Here is a 16,508-nt window from a genome sequence, read left to right as displayed (position 1 = left end):
CCCGGAAAGCTCCGATGGAAGCCTATTCGAGAGCCGCAGACGGGAGCGCATTACTTCGACGTAATGTCGCCTACCATCGCCCGAACCCACATCATTTCGATGAACTCATAGATTTTATCTCTTCGGAGAATAGGGTTTTTCGTTTTGTCAGCGGCCTTCCGCCGGGCCTAGGGTTCAAAAAATCGACTGAAACCCAGGGAGGACGACATGGACGACGCAACCCCGCTCAACGATCCGCGCAAGGAGCGCGGCGCGCTGCGTTCGCTGCTCGGACGCACCAATCGGGACTGGTGGCCGAACCACCTCTCCCTGGAAATCCTTCGGACCGAAGACCCGATGGGCCCGGATTTCAATTACGCCGAGGCCTTCCAGAAGCTCGACTACGCAGCGGTGAAGCGCGACCTGACGGCGCTGATGACCGACAGTCAGCCCTGGTGGCCGGCCGACTACGGCCACTACGGCCCGTTCTTCATCCGCATGGCCTGGCACAGCGCCGGCACCTATCGCACCGGGGATGGCCGCGGCGGGGCGGGCGCCGGCCAGCAGCGGTTCGCACCGCTGAACTCCTGGCCCGACAACGGCAATCTCGACAAGGCCCGCCGCCTGCTCTGGCCGATCAAGCAGAAGTACGGCGCCAATCTCTCCTGGGCCGACCTGATGATCCTGGCCGGCAACGTGGCGATCGAGTCCATGGGCGGACCGGTGTTCGGCTTTGGCGGCGGCCGCGCCGACGTCTGGGAACCCGAGCGCGACGTCTATTGGGGCACCGAGGAGCTGTGGGTCGGCCAGGAAGGCAACGAGACCCGCATCCAGCCGGAAAAGAACATGGTCCTGGAAAGCCCGCTGGCGGCCATCCAGATGGGCCTGATCTACGTCAACCCGGAAGGCCCCGGCGGCGTGCCCGACGCGCTCCAGTCAGCGCGCGACATCCGCGAAACCTTCCACCGCATGGGCATGACCGACGAGGAGACCGTCGCCTTGACGGCCGGCGGTCACACCTTCGGCAAGGCTCACGGCGCCGGCGACGCCTCCAAGGTCGGCGCCGCTCCGGAAGGCGCCGACATCGCCCAGCAGGGCCTGGGCTGGCAAAGCGGCCACGAAAGCGGCATGGGCGACCATACCATTACCTCGGGCCTGGAAGGCGCCTGGACCCCCACGCCGATCAAGTGGGACAACACCTTCTTCCACATGCTGCTCGACTACGAGTACGAGCTGGTCCGCAGCCCGGCCGGAGCCAAGCAATGGCAGCCGGTGAACCAGAAGCCCGAGGACATGGCCCCCGGCGCCCATAGCCCCCAGCGCCGTGTGCCGACCATGATGACCACGGCCGATATGGCGCTGAAGATCGATCCGGGTTTCCGCAAGATCTCCGAATCCTTCCGCGACGATCCGGCCCTGTTCGCCGACGCCTTCGCCCGCGCCTGGTTCAAGCTCTGCCATCGCGACATGGGCCCCAAGATCCGCTACCTCGGCCCGGAAGTGCCGGCCGAAGACCTGATCTGGCAGGATCCGGTCCCGCCCCGGACCGGCCCGGTCATCGACGCCGCGGACATCCAGGCGTTGAAGGGCAAGATTGCGGCCTCCGGCCTCACCGTCGCCGAACTCGTCTCGACGGCCTGGGCATCGGCCTCGACCTACCGCGGTTCCGATCATCGCGGCGGCGCCAACGGCGGCCGCATTCGCCTGGCGCCGCAGAAGGACTGGGAGGTCAACGATCCGGCCAAGCTCGCTCGCGTCCTGGCGGTCTATGAAGGGATCAAGGCGGGCTTCGACGGCGCCAAGACCGTCTCGATCGCCGATCTCATCGTGCTGGGCGGCTCGGTGGGCGTCGAAAAGGCCGCCGCCGACGCGGGCCACAAGATCGAGGTCCCCTTCGCGCCGGGCCGGACCGACGCCTCGCAGGACCAGACGGACGTCGAGGGCTTCGCGGTGCTCGAGCCGCGGGTCGACGGCTTCCGCAACTACCTGCAGGTGACCTTCAATGTTCCGACCGAAGAGTTGCTGGTCGACCGCGCCCAGCTGTTGGGCCTGTCGGCGCCGCAGATGACGGTGCTGGTCGGCGGCCTGCGGGTGCTGGGCGCCAACACCGGCGGCAGCAAGCACGGGGTGCTGACCACGCGCCCCGGCCAGCTGACCAACGACTTCTTCGTCAACCTGCTGGACATGAAGACCGCCTGGAAGGAGATCGACGGCCACGGCGACGAGGTGTTCCTCGGCACCGATCGGGCGACCAAGGAAGAGCGTTGGACCGCCACCCGCACCGATCTGGTGTTCGGCTCCAACTCGCAGCTCCGCGCCCTGTCCGAGGTCTATGCCTCGGCGGATGCGCGCGAGAAGTTCGTCAAGGATTTCGTGGCCGCCTGGACCAAGGTCATGAACGCCGACCGCTTCGACCTGCAGCGGGGCTACGCAGCCTAGACCGCGCCCCCGCCACAACGAAAAACGCCCCCGAAGCGACTCCGCTTCGGGGGCGTTCCTTTTGTCTGGGCTCCAGCCGGTCTTAGCTGTCGAGGAACGACCGCAGCTTGCGCGACCGCGACGGATGCTTGAGCTTGCGCAGCGCCTTCGCCTCGATCTGGCGGATCCGCTCGCGGGTAACGCTGAACTGCTGGCCGACCTCTTCCAGGGTGTGGTCGGTGTTCATGCCGATACCGAAGCGCATGCGCAGCACGCGCTCTTCGCGCGGGGTCAGCGAGGCCAGTACGCGGGTGGTCGTCTCGCGGAGGTTGGACTGGATCGCCGCGTCGATCGGCAGGATCGCGTTCTTGTCCTCGATGAAGTCACCCAGATGGCTGTCTTCCTCGTCCCCGATCGGGGTTTCGAGAGAGATCGGCTCCTTGGCGATCTTCAGGACCTTGCGCACCTTCTCCAGCGGCATGGCCAGCTTTTCGGCCAGTTCCTCCGGGGTCGGCTCGCGGCCGATCTCGTGCAGCATCTGGCGGCTGGTGCGGACGATCTTGTTGATCGTCTCGATCATGTGCACCGGGATACGGATGGTCCGCGCCTGGTCGGCGATCGAGCGGGTGATCGCCTGACGAATCCACCAGGTGGCGTAGGTGGAGAACTTGTAGCCGCGACGGTATTCGAACTTGTCGACCGCCTTCATCAGGCCGATGTTGCCTTCTTGGATCAGGTCCAGGAACTGCAGGCCGCGGTTGGTGTACTTCTTGGCGATGGAGATCACGAGGCGCAGGTTGGCCTCGACCATTTCCTTCTTGGCCTGACGGGCCTCGCGCTCACCCTTCTGCACGGTCTGCACGATGCGGCGATAATCGTCGATCGGCACGCCGGTCTCGGTCGCCAGGGCGGCGATCTCATGGCGGATGTCGCCGATCTGACCGGCGTCGTTCTCGACGAACTTGGTCCAGCGCACGCCCAGCGGCTTGACCTGATCGGTCCAGTTCGGGGCCAGTTCCTGGCCGAAGTAGGCCTTTAGGAACTCGCTGCGCGAAATCCCGTAGCTGTCGGCCAGGCGCAGCAGGCGCCCTTCCAGACCCATGAGGCGCTTGTTGATCGCATAAAGCTGCTCGACCAGCGCCTCGATGCGGTTGTTGTTCAACTTCAGCGTCTTCAGGTGCTGGACGATGGTCAGCGAGGCGGCGGTATAGGCCTTGCGGTCGTCGTCCGACAGGTCCTCGCCCTTCAGGCGCTTGCCGACCAGCTTTTCCTGCAGGGCGCGGAAGGCGTCGAACTCGGCGGCGATGGCGTCCAGGGTCGCCATGACCCCTTCGCGCAGCTCGCCTTCCATGGCGCTGATGGTCGGGCCGGCGCCGTCGTCGAAGTCGTCGTCGTCCTCGGCGCCCTCGGCCTTGGCCACGGCTTCGCCGTCCTCCGAGGTCTCCTCTTCTTCGGCTTCGGCCTCTCCGCCGCCCGCCAGTTCGGCGGCCGCGGCGTTGGCCCCGCCATAGGTCTGTTCGAGGTCGATGACCTCGCGCAACAGAATGCGGCCCGAGCCCAGTTCTTCGCGCCAAACCATGATGGCTTCAAAGGTCAGGGCGCTTTCGCACAGGCCACGGATCATGGTGTCGCGGCCGGCTTCGATGCGCTTGGCGATGGCGATTTCGCCCTCGCGCGACAGCAGCTCCACCGAACCCATTTCGCGCAGGTACATGCGCACCGGATCGTCGGTGCGGTCGTACGCCGGCTCCTTGGCCGTCTCGACGACCTGCGTCTCCTCGCGGACCGCCACCTCGCCGCCCTCGGCGTCTTCTTCGGCCTCGACGACGTTGACGCCCATCTCAGAGAGCATGGCCAGGGTGTCTTCGATGGCCTCCGAGGTCACTTCCTCGGAGGGAAGGACCTTGTTCAGCTCGTCCATGGTGACGTAGCCGCGGGCCTTGGCCTGCTTGATGAACTTCTTTACGCCGGCGTCGGTGAGGTCGAGCAGCGGGCCGTCGCCGCCGGTCGTTTCCGTGTTTTCCGCTTCAGCCGTGTTGGTGCTCATCTAGGTCTCCGGATTTCGGCGAAGCCCTGCAAGGACTGCGCCGAAAGATGCTTCAATAGCGGTTAGACGGTCGTACTCCTCTACGACCCTTCTCCCGCCCAAATCGTTCCCGTTCTGATCGCGCGTTTCAGTGTGTCGCGTTCGCCTTTCAGACGCTCGAGAGCTTCCATGTCGGAACGACCGCTAAGGTTTCCCTTCGCGGACGCGATAGCCTCGTCGAGCGCCGCGAGCCTGGAAAGACCCGCGAAAGCTTGCGACCACTGGGATTTAGCGACTTCGAGGGAGACATCCGGTTTCAGGATGGGCGCGCCCGATTTCGCAGCGGCCCGGTCGATGTCTGTCAGCAGCGCATTAAACCCGCAGGACGCCAGATGGCGTGCGAGAGTCGCGGTGTCAAGATGATCGGCGTCCAATCGGAATCGGATGATCTCGGCCGTCAAGGGCGAAAGGGTCTGGTCGCCGAAGCCTTTGGACAGAAACGCGTTCTCCAGATGTTCGTCGAGAACCGCCGGGTCCGAGAGCGCATACTGCAACAGGGCGGCGGCGAACGGGTCCAGCGACTGGGCGAGCTTGCGGGCCGCGGCGCGCCCCGCCTCGGTCGGCGCCGGATCGAGCCAGTCGCGGCCGCCGCCGCGCCAACCCCTTGATCCACCACGACTTCCACGCTCCGGACGAGCGCCGCCATCGTTTGCAGGCCGAGGTTGCGGGCCGCTGGCGTCGAAGCGTTCCAGCAGGGCTTCCTTGTAGGCCTGCTGCAGATCCTTGTCGGCGATGCTGGCCGCGGCGTGGCGCAGCCGGCTCTTGAAACCGGCCCGTCGCTCGGGCGTGTCGAGGGGTTCCAGATCGTGTTCACGGGTGAACAGCGCATCGACGAACGGCGTCGTCTGCGACAACTGGGCGCGCAGAGCCGGGGCGCCCTGCTCGCGCAGGACCTCGTCCGGATCCTTGCCGCCCTCGACGATGGCGAATCGGAAGCTCTTGCCGGGCTTGAGCAGCGGCAGGGCCCGGTCGATCGCCCGCGAGGCGGCCTGGCGTCCCGCACGGTCGCCGTCGAACGAGAGCGTCGGCTCGGGATGCAGCCGCCACAGCATCTCCATCTGCTCTTCGGTCAGGGCCGTGCCCAGCGGCGCGACCGCCGCGACGCCGGCCCGATGACAGGCGATGGCGTCCATATAGCCCTCGACCACAACCAGCGGCGGGTTCTCGCCGCTCGGCGCGGCTCCCAGGATCTTCCGCGCCTCGCCGATGCCGTAAAGCGTGCGGCCCTTGTGAAAGAGCGGGCTCTCCGGCCCGTTCAGGTACTTGGCCCGCGCCTGCGGATCCATCGCCCGCCCGCCGAACGACAGGATGCGTCCGCGGTGGTCGGCGATTGGGAAGATGATCCGGTCTCGGAAGCGGTCGTAAGGCGCCCCGCCCTCCTCCGGCGCGATCAGCAGGCCGGCCTCGATCAGTTCGCCGGGCTTGGCGCCCTTGGTGACCAGATAGTCCTTCAGCGCGGTGCGCCCGCCGGGCGAAAAGCCCAGCCGGAAGCGCGCCCATTCGCTCTCGGGCAGGCCACGGCGGTCCAGATATGCGCGCGCCTCCTTGCCCTCGGGCCGGCGCAGCGCGCCCTCGAACCACTGAGCGGCGGCCTCCATCCAGTCGGACAGGCCCTGGCGCTGGCGCTCCTGCTCGGCTGACTGCGGATCGGGCGCGGGCATGGGCACCCCGGCCTCGGCCGCCAGCCGCTCGACCGCCTCCATGAAGGTCAGCCGTTCGGTCTCCTGCAGGAAAGTGATCAGGTCGCCATTCTTGCCTGACGAGAAATCGAAGAACTGGCCCTTTTCGTCGTTCACGTAGAACGAGGGCGTCTTCTCCTTGTTGAAGGGCGACAGGCCGACATACTCCCGCCCCTGCTTGCGCAGCTTGACGGTCCGCCCAATCACATCTGAAGGGCGGAGGCGGGATTTGATCTCGTCCAGGAAACGTTCGTCGACGCGCACGCTTCATCATATGCGACGGATCGGGCCGCGTGCGAAGCGCCACATCGCGCTTTACGAGCGGGGATGCAGCCCGTACCGACGCCTTGGGTTCGAGTTGGGGAGAAACCTATGGCTTCCGGTCTTGTCGCGCTGCTCGATGATGTCGCCGGCATCGCGAAGATCGCCGCGGCGTCGCTGGACGACGTAGCGGGCGCGGCCGGCAAGGCCGGAGCCAAGGCCGCCGGGGTGGTGGTCGACGACACCGCGGTGACGCCCGGTTACGCCATGGGCTTCACGCCCGACCGCGAGCTGCCGATCGTGATGAAGATCGCCATCGGCTCGCTGCGCAACAAGATGCTGTTCCTTTTGCCTGGCGCCTTGCTGCTCAGCGCCTTCGCACCATGGGGGATCACGCCGCTGCTGATGCTGGGCGGCTCGTACCTCTGCTTCGAGGCGGCCGAGAAGATCATCGAAGCGTTCAGCGGGCACGACGAGGTCGACGAGCCTGAGGAACTGGCCCTCAGCGCCAAGGAGTTGGAAAAGCAGAAGGTCGACGGCGCCATCCGCACCGACTTCATCCTGTCTGGCGAGATCATGGCCATCTCCCTGGCGACCGTCGCCGACAAGCCGCTGGCCGTCCAGGCTGGCGCCCTGGTGCTGGTCGGGGTGGCGATCACCATCGGCGTCTACGGCGTGGTCGGTCTGATCGTGAAGATGGATGACATCGGCCTGCACATGGCCAAGGCCCGGACGGCCGGCGGCCGCGCGCTCGGTCGGCTGATGGTGCGCGCCATGCCGGTGGTGATGGATTGGCTGACCACCATCGGCACCGCAGCCATGCTGTGGGTCGGCGGGGGCATCATCGTCCATGGGCTGGAACATTTCGGCCTCACTCCCATCCCGCATTGGGCGGAGGCCTTCTCGCATTGGGCGGGCCAGGTCCCAGGCGTCGGCGCGATCACCGGCTGGACCGCCATGGCGCTCGCCTCAGCCGCGGTCGGCATGGTCGTGGGCGGCGTCATCGCCGGAGTGCTGCACCTGCTCCCGAAAAAGAAGGCCAAGGCGCACTAGTAGACGCCTGGCAACAGCCGGAACCTGACCCGCTCGGCATAGCGCCGATAAGCGGGGTCGAGCGAGAGGTGGCGCTCCTCGCGGTGGATGCGGGCGATCTGCAGACTCCAGGCGCCCGCGTACACCGCCATGTTCCAGGCGGTCGGGTTGTGCAGCAAATAGCCGGCCTGGGCGACGATGTAGCCGAGATACATCGGGTGGCGGACGATGGCGTAGGCCCAGCCGCCCTGGACGCCGCGGTTCGCCGGCGCCATGCCGAACCGCCGGTTGAGGCTGGCTTTGGCCGCAAAACTGAAGGCCGTGCCGATCACGATCAGCACCGTCGCCACACCCAGCCCTGAAGGCTCGCCCGGACGCGCCATCAGCGGCAGCATGGTCCCGAGCACCGCCAGGCTCCAATCGATCGGACTTTCACTGACGCTACGCGCATCGCGCCGGATCAGGACGAAGAGGGCCGTGACGCCCTCCAGAAAGACCAGCAGGTAGTTCGACCAGTCGCCGCTCGCGATGTTGAGGATAGCGAAGCGGCCGAAGAGCGCGAGCAGGATCAACCGCTCCCCCCAGTCGAGCAGGAAGCCCTTCATGCCGTCTCCTTGATCGCAGGTCTCGGCCGCTCCGCACGGCGGAACGGATGGGCCAACTGGCCGAGGAATGTGACCGGCACCGGCGCGACCACTCCGAAGGCCGCCGGTCGATGAGCGGGCATGTTCAACGTGCCGAACAGCCAGTCGAAGATCACCAATTGCCCGCCGAAGTTCCGGTCATAGGCGGCTGGCTCGTTGGCGTGATGCCAGTGGTGATAGTGCGGCGAGGCGATCACCCACTTCAGCGGCCCGAAGTCGAGCCGGATGTTCGCGTGCAGCAGCAAGGCATGGGCGCGATAGACCAGGGCGTAGATCAGCAGAGCGAGGGGCGCAAATCCGAACACCAGACTGGGCAGGGCGATGATGGTGCTGTTCAGGATTTGGTCGACCGGATGGACGCGATAGGTCGCCAGCCAGTCCAGGTGCTCGCTGCTGTGATGGATCTCGTGGAAGCGCCAGAGCCAGGGGACGGAATGGACCAGCCGATGCGCCGCATAGAAGCAAAGGTCGGACAGGACGAACAACTCGGCGAACTGCAGCCACGTCGGCTGAGAGCGCACGGCCTGGCCCATGCCGCCGGGCGCCGCCTGGCCTATCGCCCACCCTACGGCGACGGCGGCGGCGACGCACCCCCAGCGGATCATCGCGCCGCTGACCAGGAGATGCAGGACATCCGTAAACAGCCTGCGGGGCGACCAGTCGCGGGTCCCGGCCGGCAGCAGTTGCTCCAGCGGCGTGAAGATCACGGCCAGCGCCAGAACCTGCAGGAGGTCTTCCGGCTTCATCGGAAGACCTCCGCGTCAGGCAAGCGCGAAAGGCGGCTCCGGTAAGCGGCCGCGCAAGGTACAGACCGCCTTCTTCCGACCAGCCCGCTCATGAGGCAAGTAAAACACGAAGCCGATCAAGCGCCCAATCGCAACACGCGCGGGTTGAACCCGCACAATCGGCCGAATTCACGCCGGATACTTCACTGCGTCCAGATCGCTGGCAGCCGCGTCAGTTTGTCGGGGTTACGGACCATGTAGATCGCAGCGAGCTTGCCCCCTTCCCCCGGCTGAAAGGCGACCGTCATCGGGCCGTCGTCACGCTCCATGATCACACCGGGATAGCCGTTGATGCGCACGGCCCGGAAGCTGAGCGGCCAGAGCGCCGTGCCGCCCGAGCGCCACGAGATGCCCTCAAGCAGCCGCAGGATGTCCTCGCGCCCGATCAGCGGACGCAGCGAGGCGATGCGCTTGCCGCCGCCGTCGGTCATCATCACCGCATCCTCGGCCAGCACCGCCGACAGCGCCGCCATGTCGCCCTGGGCGGCCGCCGCCATGAACGCCGCTGCGAGCTTGGCCGCCTCCTCCTCGCTGACTGTGAAGCGCGGCTTGCTGTCCTTCACGTGGGCGCGGGCCCGCACAGCCAACTGGCGCACGGCGGCCTCGTTGCGCCCCAGGGTCTCGGCGATGGCGGCGTAGTCCTCGTCGAAAACGTCGTGCAGCAGGAAGACCGCACGCTCGAGCGGCGAGAGCCGCTGCAGCGCCAGCAGGAAGGCGACCGACACGTCTTCGGCGCGCTCCAGCGGATCAACGCCCAGTTCCTCGATCAGCGGCTCGGGAAGCCAGGGGCCGCGATAGGCCTCGCGCTGCACCTTGGCCGAACGCAAGCGGTCGATGCACAGGCGACTGACCGTGCGCACCAGCCAGCCGGCCGGGTCGCGCACCGCCTCCTCGGTGCGCGTCCAGCGCAGCCAGGCGTCCTGCACCACGTCCTCGGCCTCGGCGACCGATCCGAGCATGCGGTAGGCCAGCCGGATCAGGCGCGGGCGCTGGGCCTCGAAGGCTTCGACGTCTGCGGTCATGGCGCCCATCCTTACGCGGCCAGCGGAGCGGGAGCCACCGGCGCGGCGACGCCGCCGACCGTGATCTTGGAACAGGCCTTGCCATGACCCAGGGCGTATTTCAGCGTCGGGTACATCCGGCCAGTCGTCAGCGCCAAGCCCAGGGCGGCAAGACCGGCTTGTCCCCACCGCGCCACGATCTCGTCGCGCAGCGGATCGGCGGCCTCCATGTCGCGGGCCAAGCTCGCCCGTGCGAACCGCCAGGCCAGCATGGCGTCCGCGCCCATCGCCGCCTCCTCGCCCGCCAGCAGAGCGCGCAGAACGTCCGGCGGAGCCCCTTGCGCGGCGGCCATGTCGATCACGAGCTGGGTGCAAGGCCCGCAATCCTCGGCCAAGGTCCCGACCAGCTTGGCCGCGGCGACGGCGGAAACCGGTGCGGCCTTGGCGTCGACCATTCCGGAGACCAGGCCGAAACGGATGAAACTCCCCGGACTGGCGGCCAGGAGCTGGCGCATGTAGCCCGCGTCGTAGCCCCACAGGCGCTCGAACCGGTCGATCTGGCGGGCGAGAATGGCTTTCAGCATGGAACGAACCCTCAGGCTTTCGGGCGATGGAAGACGGCGATGACGGCGGCGATCAGGGCCGGCGCGTAGACGCCCGGCAGGTCGCGGATCGCATTGGCCAGCGGATCGGCTGAGCAGCTGGCGTCGAAGACGTGGATAGCGGCGTGCAGCATCAGGAAGGCCGCCCCGGCGACCAGAGCCGGCCAGCCCTGCACCGGCCGCGCGGCGAACCAGCCCAGCCCGCTGGCCGCGACCAGATAGGCCGCGCCGATGTCCCGGACGAAGTGCGGATTGTAGGGGCCTGTGGCCGTAACGCCGGGCACGGCGCCATACCACCAGAACGAAGCGAACAGCATGGCCAGCGCGTTGAGCCCCAGAATCAGGGCCAAGGCGGCGGCGAGGATGCGCGACATGGGCTTTCTCCGGTCCAACTGGAAGCAGGACGGACCGGAGCCGGCGGCTGTGACACGCGCCGTGGAAAAAATCAGCCGAGGTTCGCGATCCAGTCCGGCAGGTCGCGGATCGAGGCCAGCTCGACAAAGCGGGGATGCCCCTCCGGCGCGTCGGCCATCTCGTGCGCCCAGGTCAGGGGATAGGGCACGTGCGCGGCATAGGCCCCGGCCTCGATGGCCGGCAGGATGTCCGAGCGCATGGAGTTGCCGCACATCACCGCCTCTTCCGCCCCGGTGCCGTAGCGGGCGAAGACGCGGGCATAGGTCGAGGCGTCCTTCTCGCTGACGATCTCGACCGCCGCGAACAGGTCGCCCAAGCCCGACGCCGCCAGCTTCTGCTCCTGGTGCAGCAGGTCGCCCTTGGTGATCAGCACCAGGCGATGGCGCTTGGACAGCGCCGCCAGGGTGTCGTCGACGCCGGGCAGAGGCTCGACCGGCTCGGTCAGCATCTCGCGGCCGACGGCGAGGATCTCGCGGATCACCCGACTGGGCGCCTCGCCGCCGGTCAGCTCCATGGCGGTCTCGATCATCGAGAGGGTGAAGCCCTTCACCCCATAGCCGTAGAGCCGCAGGTTGCGCTTCTCGACCTCCGCCAGGCGCTGCTCCAGCACGGTCTTGTCGGCGACGTCGGACAACAGGTCGCAGAACCGATCGTGGGTCAGCCGGAAGATCGTCTCGTTATGCCAAAGCGTGTCGTCGGCATCGAGGCCGACCGTGGTGATGCTCATGGCCGCTGAAATAGCCGCTGGCGCCGGAAAAGCGAGCCCTGGCGCCCAATCGGCGGGCGTTTCGCAAAATCTGCGCCCTTTCCGGGCGCCGGTAGAGCGCACGCAATCTTAGCGGGCTTTCCTTCGCTCGTCCGTGGGGCGGGCGATTCGTTGGGGAAGGTCATGCCGAAATCCGGGCTTCGCGACCGGCTGGCCCGCTGGCTGGGCGGACGGGCGCTCGCCGAGGCGGAGGCGCAGGCGCGCCGCGCAGGCGATCGCCTGCGCGAGGCGCTCGATCTGCTGCCCGAGGGGATCGTCTTTCTCGACGCAGACGGCCGCTACATCCTCTGGAACAAGCGCTACGCCGAGATCTATCACCGCTCGGCCGACCTCTTCTCGTCCCAGGCGCGGCTCGCCGATACGCTGCGGATGGGCGTGACGCGCGGCGACTATCCCGACGCCGTCGGTCGGGAGGAGGAATGGCTCGCCGCACGGCTGGAGAAGCTGAAGAACCCCAGCGGCGAGCGGCACGAACAGCGACTGTCGGACGGCCGCTGGCTGATGATCGAGGAGCGACGCACCGCCGACGGTGGCGTCATCGGCCTGCGCGTCGACATCACCGAGATGAAGCGCCAGGCCGCCGCGCTGGAAGACGCGCTCCACCGGGCCGAGGTCGCAAGCCGCGCCAAGACCGAGTTCGTCGCCGATATGAGCCACGAACTCCGCACACCGCTCAACGGAGTGATGGGCCTGATCCATGCCCTGGAGCGGACCGAGCTGACAGGGGAACAGCGCGGTCTGGTCGACGAAATTCTGGGCTCGGCCCGTCAGCTCGACCGTCTGGTCGGCGGCCTGCTCGACTACGGCGACGCCGCGCAGGAGGCCGACCTCGCCCCGCCCGCACCGATCCATGACGCCGAGGCCCCGCCCCTGCGCATCCTGGCCGCCGACGACAACCCGACCAACCGGCGGGTGCTGGAGCTCATGCTGGGGGCGGCGGGCGCCGAGGTGGTCAGCGTAGAGAACGGCGCCCAGGCGGTCGAGGCTTGGCGCTCGGGCGGCTTTGACCTGGTGCTGATGGACCTGCGGATGCCGGTCATGGACGGGTTGGATGCGATCCGCGCCATCCGCGCGGCCGAGCCGCCCGGCCTGCCGCGCGCGCCGATCATCGTGATCAGCGCCAATACCTCGCCCCAGGACGTCGAGATTTCGGCCGCCGCCGGCGCCGATCGCCACATCGGCAAGCCGATCCGCGCCGAGGCTCTGTTCGAAGCGATCGGCGGCGTGCTCGCATCCTGACCTATTCGCCGAAGCCCTCGCCAGGCTCCAGCGGATCGAGCCGCAGCAGGCGGCTGTCGGCCACGCCGGCCGTCCGGTGCTGCACGAACTCACGGTATTCGGGATCGGAGACCATGGCCAGGAACGCCGCCGCGTTCGGGTACTCGGCGATGAAGGCCAGGTCCCAGGCCTCGTCCTGCGGACCTGTCACCATCACCTGGGGCCGGCCGGCCCAGACCTGTCGTCCGCCCAGGCGCCGGAAGATTGCCGCAGTGGTGCGGCCATAGGCGCGATAAGCGTCCAGGCCGGTCAGGTCCTTGCCGTGGTCCGGATGGCCGGCGGGGTACTCCGCCCTGGGCTTCAGCCGGACCAGATTGAGCATCTGGATCGGCGTATCGCGTGGCAGGGATTTGAAGATCGCCCAGGCCTCGCGGTCGGGATCGACGTGTCCGCCCATACTTCATTCCTCCCTCGTCCAAGCGGACGCATTGACCCGCCCGCCGTGACTCATTACCTACGCCGCCGTTTGCCGAAATGCGGACAGGATTTTGCACTCGGGGCCGGGCCTCGGGTGTGAGAGCATGCGCCAACCGAAGGAGCCTGAACGATGACCACCGAACTTCTCCCTGGTGTCACCGGCGTTCTGGTGTTGGCCGACGGAACCGTCCTGCAGGGGATCGGCGTCGGCGCGACCGGCGATGCGGTCGGCGAGGTGTGCTTCAACACCGCCATGACCGGCTATCAGGAGATCCTGACCGACCCGTCCTACATGTCCCAGATCGTCGCCTTCACCTTCCCGCACATGGGCAATGTCGGCGTGAACGTGCAGGACATCGAGCAGATGTCGGGCTCGGCCGAAACGGCGGCGCGCGGCGCGATCTTCCGCGACGTGCCGACCGCCCCGGCCAACTGGCGCGCCGACGGCGACCTCGACACCTGGATGCAGCGCCGCGGCGTCATCGGCATCGCCGGCGTCGACACTCGCGCCCTCACTCGCTCGATCCGCGAGAACGGCATGCCGCACGGCGTCATCGCCCACTCGCCGGACGGCAAGTTCGACATTCCCGCCCTGCTGGAAAAGGCCAAGGCCTGGGCCGGCCTCGAGGGGGCGGACCTCGCAAAGGACGCTTCGTGCCTGCAGCCGTTCGTCTATGACGAAGGCCTCTGGAACTGGCCGGAAGGCTACGAAGGGCCGGCGGCCGAGCCGAAGTACGACGTCGTGGTCCTGGACTACGGCGTCAAGCGCAACATCCTGCGCGCCCTCACCTCTATCGGCGCCCGCGTGACCGTGGTCCCGGCCAAGACCAGCGCCGAGGACGTACTGGCCCGCAAGCCTGACGGGGTGCTGCTGTCCAACGGTCCGGGCGACCCCGCCGCGACCGGCGAGTACGCCGTGCCGGAAATCCAGAAGCTGGTCGCCAGCGGTACGCCGGTGTTCGGCATCTGCCTGGGCCACCAGATGATGGCCCTCGCCCTGGGCGCCAAGACCGTGAAGATGGACCAGGGCCACCACGGCGCGAACCATCCGGTGAAGGACGTCACCACCGGCAAGGTCGAGATCGTCTCGATGAACCACGGCTTCACCGTCGATCGCGACAGCCTGCCCGAGGCGGTGGTCGAGACTCACGTCTCGCTGTTCGACGGCACCAACGCCGGCATCGCGGTGAAGGACCGCCCGGTGTTCTCGGTCCAGCACCACCCCGAGGCTTCGCCAGGGCCGACAGACTCGCTCTACCTCTTCGAGCGGTTCGCCGGCTACATGGACGCGGCGCGGAAGTAGTCCCCTACTCCCAGCCGGCCAGCTGCTTCATGTCCGGCAGAAACATCAGCCAGACGCCGAAATTGTCGTCCAGGGCCTCGCGCGTGCCGCCGGGGCTCAGATTGATGTCATAGGTGAACCAGGGATCGCCCTCCTCGTCGATGAAGCAATCGACGAAGCGCTTGCCGCTGTTCCAGTCGTTGACCTTCTCCATCGACAGCTTCTGGTCCAGATCGAAGCCCGCGATCATCTGGATCGACGCGCAACGGTCCTTCTTGCAGTCGTACATGTGCACTTCGAACGTCACGCCGTCGGCGGCGCTCTTGAGGTACTCATCGTCCTTATCCTTGGCCTTCTCGGCCTTGTAGCCGCTGTCCAGCAGCCAGGTCTGGACCTCCTTCAGCGTCATCCCGTCCGCATGCAGCGGCGTGGCCTGGGCGCTCCCGCCCACAAGGACGCAGGCCGCGACAGCGGCCACCAGCAGCGATTTCATGAACAGCCCTCTGAACTCGTAGGGCGGCACTTTACGGCGCTTCGCCACCCGTGCGCTACAGCCGCGCCAGCTTGCCCACAGCCGCCATCGGCCCCGATGGGCGGTCCAGCCGCGAACCGCCCAACGGCTCAACCGTCACCGCCAGCGAGACGCCCTCGACCGTCATCTGCGCCATCGGCTCGGAGATCGGCATGGCCTTGGAGACGCCCGCGCCGATCACGCCCAGCGACCGCGGGCGGCCGTCGGCCGGGATCAGCCACAGCTGGTGAGTATGGCCCGGATCGTCCATTGGCGGCGCCAGGGACGCGACCATGATCGCCTTCCGCTCCGGATCGTAGGCGGCCAGGAACATCGGCTCGCCGCCCGCGCCCATAAGCCGTGCGTTCATCATCGGCGCCATCGGCGGACGCGGCGGCGCCTGTGGCGGCTGGACGGCCAGCAAAACCACGGCGGCCAGACTGGCTGCGGTCATCGCCATGCCGGCCAGGGTGGCGCCCCGCCAGAACCGCAGCCGGCGGCGCACGCCCGCGCCGTTGTCGTTCGCCGCCAGTACGCGCTCGATGCGTTCCCACAGGCCCGGAGGCGGAGCCACGGGCTCGATCGCCAGCGCCATCGGCGCCAGCCGCAGCCGCCAAGCGTCGACCTGTGCCGCGAATGTCGGGTCGCGCGCCATCTTCGCCTCTGCCGCGGCGCGCTCGGACTCGCTCAGCACGCCCAGCGCGTGTTCGGCCGCCAGGGCTTCGTCTTCGGGCAATTCGGGGCCGATGTCGCTCATCGTTCCAGACATGCCTTCAGCTTCAGGAGACCACGCCGGATCCAGCTCTTCACCGTGCCCAGCGGCGCGTCCAGCCGATGAGCCAGCGCCTCGTAGGTTACACCCTCGAAGAACGCGATGCGAATAACCGTCTCGGTGCGCTCGTCGAGCTCGCCCAGACACCGGCCTAGAGCCCGTCCGTCCTGAGCGGCCTCCAGCAGCGCCTCGGCGCGCGGCGCGCCGTCCTCGATCTCCAGCTCGTCCACCGTCTCGGCATGGGCCAGCGGCCCGCGGGCCCGCAGCCGGTCGATGGCGCGATTGCGGGCGATGGTCGAGATCCAGGTCATGACGCTGGCCCGGCTCGCCTCAAAGCGGTCCGCTCGTCGCCAGATCGTCAGGTAGACCTCCTGCAGCACGTCCTCGCTCTCGTCTCGATCGGAGAGGATACGCAGGCAGACGCCGAATAGCTTCGCGGAGGTGGCTTGGTAGAGCCGCCTCAGAGCGCCACGGTCGCCTGACGCAATGCGCGGCATCAACTCGGCGAGCGGGTCTGGAGACGTCGGCGGCACGGGAGCCCTTCGAGGCGGAGGGGGCGGCCAAGCTGCCCTACCGCGCCG

The 16,508-nt window shown here is 67.7% G+C and carries 16 protein-coding genes; 4 read left to right on the top strand and 12 right to left on the bottom strand.

All coding sequences use genetic code 11. From position 1 onward, the window contains the following. Positions 1 to 207 precede the first annotated feature (207 nt). Positions 208 to 2,418 carry a catalase/peroxidase HPI gene (gene katG / locus ACE3T2_RS02295; protein WP_374654276.1) on the top strand — a complete coding sequence of 737 codons (2,211 nt, stop codon included), beginning with the start codon at positions 208 to 210 and terminating at the stop codon, positions 2,416 to 2,418. Between the two features lie 82 nt (positions 2,419 to 2,500). Here katG and rpoD read toward each other — a convergent pair whose 3' ends face one another. Next, a complete protein-coding gene (gene rpoD / locus ACE3T2_RS02290) occupies positions 2,501 to 4,444 on the bottom strand; it encodes an RNA polymerase sigma factor RpoD (protein WP_374654274.1) in 1,944 nt (647 codons plus the stop codon). 80 nt (positions 4,445 to 4,524) lie between these two features. Next, positions 4,525 to 6,426 (bottom strand): DNA primase, encoded by a 1,902-nt coding sequence (gene dnaG, locus ACE3T2_RS02285; protein WP_374654272.1) that lies wholly within the window; start codon positions 6,424 to 6,426, stop codon positions 4,525 to 4,527. Between the two features lie 108 nt (positions 6,427 to 6,534). Between dnaG and ACE3T2_RS02280 the strand changes: the two genes are divergently transcribed. Further along, positions 6,535 to 7,476: a DUF808 domain-containing protein gene (locus tag ACE3T2_RS02280; RefSeq protein ID WP_374654270.1), complete on the top strand. Its 942-nt coding sequence runs from the start codon at positions 6,535 to 6,537 to the stop codon at positions 7,474 to 7,476. Here the strand turns inward: ACE3T2_RS02280 and ACE3T2_RS02275 are convergent. The 6 genes from ACE3T2_RS02275 to ACE3T2_RS02250 all read right to left on the bottom strand — a co-directional run bounded on the left by ACE3T2_RS02275 (position 7,473) and on the right by ACE3T2_RS02250 (position 11,628). Then, positions 7,473 to 8,060 (bottom strand): isoprenylcysteine carboxylmethyltransferase family protein, encoded by a 588-nt coding sequence (locus tag ACE3T2_RS02275; RefSeq protein ID WP_374654268.1) that lies wholly within the window; start codon positions 8,058 to 8,060, stop codon positions 7,473 to 7,475. The genes ACE3T2_RS02280 and ACE3T2_RS02275 overlap by 4 nt on opposite strands. Continuing rightward, positions 8,057 to 8,845, bottom strand: coding sequence for a sterol desaturase family protein (locus ACE3T2_RS02270; protein ID WP_374654266.1), 789 nt, complete (start codon positions 8,843 to 8,845; stop codon positions 8,057 to 8,059). Before ACE3T2_RS02270 ends, ACE3T2_RS02275 begins: the two co-directional genes overlap by 4 nt. Positions 8,846 to 9,027: 182 nt before the next feature. Beyond that, entirely contained in the window at positions 9,028 to 9,906 is an 879-nt protein-coding gene (sigJ, locus tag ACE3T2_RS02265; RefSeq protein WP_374654264.1) for an RNA polymerase sigma factor SigJ, read from the bottom strand. An 11-nt stretch (positions 9,907 to 9,917) separates the two neighbouring features. Then, positions 9,918 to 10,469: a hypothetical protein gene (locus ACE3T2_RS02260; protein WP_374654262.1), complete on the bottom strand. Its 552-nt coding sequence runs from the start codon at positions 10,467 to 10,469 to the stop codon at positions 9,918 to 9,920. An 11-nt stretch (positions 10,470 to 10,480) separates the two neighbouring features. Further along, a complete protein-coding gene (locus tag ACE3T2_RS02255) occupies positions 10,481 to 10,861 on the bottom strand; it encodes a hypothetical protein (RefSeq protein ID WP_374654260.1) in 381 nt (126 codons plus the stop codon). A gap of 71 nt (positions 10,862 to 10,932) precedes the next feature. Further along, positions 10,933 to 11,628: an HAD family hydrolase gene (locus tag ACE3T2_RS02250; RefSeq protein ID WP_374654258.1), complete on the bottom strand. Its 696-nt coding sequence runs from the start codon at positions 11,626 to 11,628 to the stop codon at positions 10,933 to 10,935. 162 nt (positions 11,629 to 11,790) lie between these two features. Here ACE3T2_RS02250 and ACE3T2_RS02245 point away from each other — a divergent pair, with 162 nt between their 5' ends. Continuing rightward, complete coding sequence (locus ACE3T2_RS02245) at positions 11,791 to 12,906, top strand: response regulator (RefSeq protein ID WP_374654256.1); 1,116 nt, start codon at positions 11,791 to 11,793, stop codon at positions 12,904 to 12,906. Between the two features lies 1 nt (position 12,907). Here ACE3T2_RS02245 and ACE3T2_RS02240 read toward each other — a convergent pair whose 3' ends face one another. After that, on the bottom strand, positions 12,908 to 13,342 hold the full coding sequence (locus tag ACE3T2_RS02240) for a DUF1330 domain-containing protein (RefSeq protein ID WP_374654254.1): 435 nt from the start codon (positions 13,340 to 13,342) through the stop codon (positions 12,908 to 12,910). Between the two features lie 150 nt (positions 13,343 to 13,492). On the opposite strand from ACE3T2_RS02240, the gene carA reads away from it, so the two are divergent. Next, complete coding sequence (gene carA / locus ACE3T2_RS02235; RefSeq protein WP_374654252.1) at positions 13,493 to 14,665, top strand: glutamine-hydrolyzing carbamoyl-phosphate synthase small subunit; 1,173 nt, start codon at positions 13,493 to 13,495, stop codon at positions 14,663 to 14,665. 4 nt (positions 14,666 to 14,669) lie between these two features. Here carA and ACE3T2_RS02230 read toward each other — a convergent pair whose 3' ends face one another. From ACE3T2_RS02230 to ACE3T2_RS02220, 3 genes are read right to left on the bottom strand one after another with little or no spacing between them, the layout of a single operon-like run. Next, entirely contained in the window at positions 14,670 to 15,137 is a 468-nt protein-coding gene (locus tag ACE3T2_RS02230; protein WP_374654250.1) for a YbjN domain-containing protein, read from the bottom strand. Positions 15,138 to 15,192: 55 nt separating this feature from the next. Next, a complete protein-coding gene (locus tag ACE3T2_RS02225; RefSeq protein ID WP_374654247.1) occupies positions 15,193 to 15,924 on the bottom strand; it encodes an anti-sigma factor domain-containing protein in 732 nt (243 codons plus the stop codon). Then, positions 15,909 to 16,460 (bottom strand): sigma-70 family RNA polymerase sigma factor, encoded by a 552-nt coding sequence (locus ACE3T2_RS02220; protein ID WP_374654245.1) that lies wholly within the window; start codon positions 16,458 to 16,460, stop codon positions 15,909 to 15,911. Before ACE3T2_RS02220 ends, ACE3T2_RS02225 begins: the two co-directional genes overlap by 16 nt. Positions 16,461 to 16,508 lie beyond the last annotated feature (48 nt).

Origin of the sequence: Phenylobacterium sp., assembly GCF_041919955.1 — a bacterium.
Classification (GTDB): domain Bacteria; phylum Pseudomonadota; class Alphaproteobacteria; order Caulobacterales; family Caulobacteraceae; genus Phenylobacterium.
This window is presented reverse-complemented; position numbering and strand designations above follow the sequence as displayed.